Origin of the sequence: Microcystis sp. LE19-10.1B, from assembly GCF_027530565.1 — a bacterium.
GTDB classification, from domain to species: Bacteria; Cyanobacteriota; Cyanobacteriia; order Cyanobacteriales; family Microcystaceae; genus Microcystis; species Microcystis aeruginosa.
Map to the genome: position 1 here is coordinate 1 of NZ_JAPZQM010000303.1, position 2,269 is coordinate 2,269.

At 35.9% G+C, this 2,269-nt stretch carries 2 protein-coding genes; one reads left to right on the plus strand and one right to left on the minus strand.

The features are described from left to right. Positions 1-7: 7 nt before the first annotated feature. Positions 8-1,012, minus strand: a complete 1,005-nt coding sequence (locus tag O9332_RS10840; RefSeq protein ID WP_288025444.1) for a helix-turn-helix domain-containing protein — start codon at positions 1,010-1,012, stop codon at positions 8-10. Between the two features lie 351 nt (positions 1,013-1,363). Here O9332_RS10840 and O9332_RS10845 point away from each other — a divergent pair, with 351 nt between their 5' ends. After that, positions 1,364-2,191 carry a hypothetical protein gene (locus O9332_RS10845; RefSeq protein ID WP_288025446.1) on the plus strand — a complete coding sequence of 276 codons (828 nt, stop codon included), beginning with the start codon at positions 1,364-1,366 and terminating at the stop codon, positions 2,189-2,191. The last annotated feature ends 78 nt before the right edge of the window (positions 2,192-2,269 follow it).

Consider the following 2,269-nt stretch of genomic DNA (forward strand, 5'->3'; position numbering starts at 1 on the left):
TATTTTTTTAGGTTTCAGAGGGAAAGTAACCAAACAGTTTTTTATAATCAGAGGCCAGATATCCTCGGTGAAAAAAACCTAATTCTTCAGCAATTTCATAAATTAATTTTGTCTGATTATTTTGGTTAAGAGATTGATGTAGAGCATTAAGACGAAGCAATTTAAAATAATTGTAAGGAGACATTTGATAGAAGTCTTTAAATATATATTCTAAGGTGCGTTGACTTACTTCTAAGTCTTGACAAATCGCTGGAATAGTAAGATCAGAACGCAGATTTTTTCTCATCATTTCTTCTGCTTTTTTGAGGATAGAGGTGCGTCTGATAGTGTTTTTAGGAGTTGTAATATCTTTGGTTACTGCTAAAGTCAAAAGAAAATCTTTGACAATTTCTTTTTTTAATTTTTGCCTGACAAAATTTAATCTTAATGCTTTTCTTTGCCCAGATATTTGTTGACGATCTAAATTAAATAGCATTCGATAAAGTTGATGACAAGATTGTTGGAGATGACGAATTTTTTCCGATGGGCAAATCACAATAGAAGAAGCGGAAGAATTTAAAAACTTTTTTGCTTCTGGTAGCTCTAAAGTTTGGCACAATTGTTGCAGATAATTATCATGAACGTAAAGCTGAAAACGATTGGAAAAAGGATGTTGAAAAACGGAAATTTCTGATTTAGGGGGGATAATCCCCAGATAGTTATTTTCTAATGGATACAAATTTTGGAAGAAGACAGAATTCACCTGAACAGGAATCGCAAAAACCCACATTTTAGAATGGATTACTCCCGCAACATTCGTTAAACAATTACGTTGCGATAATTCTAACATCACTTCATCGATGATGATCCTTGAAAGATACCCTTCAAAATGATCACCACTGAGTTGTAAAGCATCTACGTTGAGAAATTCTCGATTCTGAAAATAGCGAGAAAAGTCACAAACATATTCACTTTTAAAGGTTAATTCCTGAGAATTAATTAAAATATTGGTTTTATTGTCAAAAATAAACATCTATATATAACTATTTGGTTATTGAGTAAAGTTAAAATTTTTTTGCCCATCAATTTAAAAACTTGCGTTTTTCGGATCATCTTAGCATAGAGGACTGAGTAGTATTGAGTTACAGCAGAGTTGATTTGTTAAGTCCATCAGTGTAATCCAGGTTAAATCTCTCATCTCTCATCTCTCAACTCTCATCTCACCTTTGTAACCCCTAAATCAGGTTTTTATGTCAAGCTATTTTGAAAGCCTTGCTAGAAACCAGTTTTAGGGATAAGTATAATTACTCACTTGTATAAATGAGATGCTCCCATCTCTCAAATCTCTCACTTTTTTCCGTTATCAATTACTAAGGAGATTTCGATGGCTAAACAATATATGCCACTTGAAGATTGGTCTGGAACTGTGGTATTCGGTGGAGAAATTCCTCAATTACGTCCCCCGGCATTTTCTGACGACTCAAAATATACCACATTTAGCTATACCCATTATCTAGAGGGATTGGAAATTTCCGATAGCTATATCTATGATCCAGGAGGATCAGAAATTTCCGAAGCTGTTGCTAGGGAAATCGCTACGTTCGCCGTTCCCCCGACAAATTATCCAAGGAGATTGGAAATTTCCGATAGCTATACCTATGATCTAGAGGGATCAGAAATTTCCGAAGCTGTTGCTGGGGAAATCGCTACGTTCGCCGTTCCCCCGACAAATTATCCAGGGAGATTGGAAATTTTCGAAGCTGTTGCCCCTAATATTAGCACTCGTTTCTATGCCATCGAAGCAACTATTGATTTCTCCAAAGCTAAAGGGGACTTACAAGGTGTTCTGATGGCGCAGGGTGGATATTTTGGTGGACATAGTTTCTACATCTATCAGGGAAAACTATGTTATGTCTATAACTGGTTAGGACAACAACAGAAGATCACCTGTGATCTTCCTCGTCTTAGTAGCGAGGTGACACTCAAAGTTGAATTTGCCAAACCAAAGATAATCGCCCCTTCCGATGAAAAGTTGGGTGACAGCACAATAGATAATATGAAACTGTATATTAATAACATCGAACAAAATGTCGATATTATAAGAACTTTATCAAATCATACTCCTAACTTCCTAACTAAATATAAACACGCAGCAATTCCAAATTCAGAATGTAGCAAGGAATACAGAATACAAAACGCTTTTGCCCTGTAGCTCCCCATCCAAAATCAAGAAGAATTAACGCGAGTAACAGGGATGGCCTCATCGAGCATAAAGTCTAAAAGGTGGTGC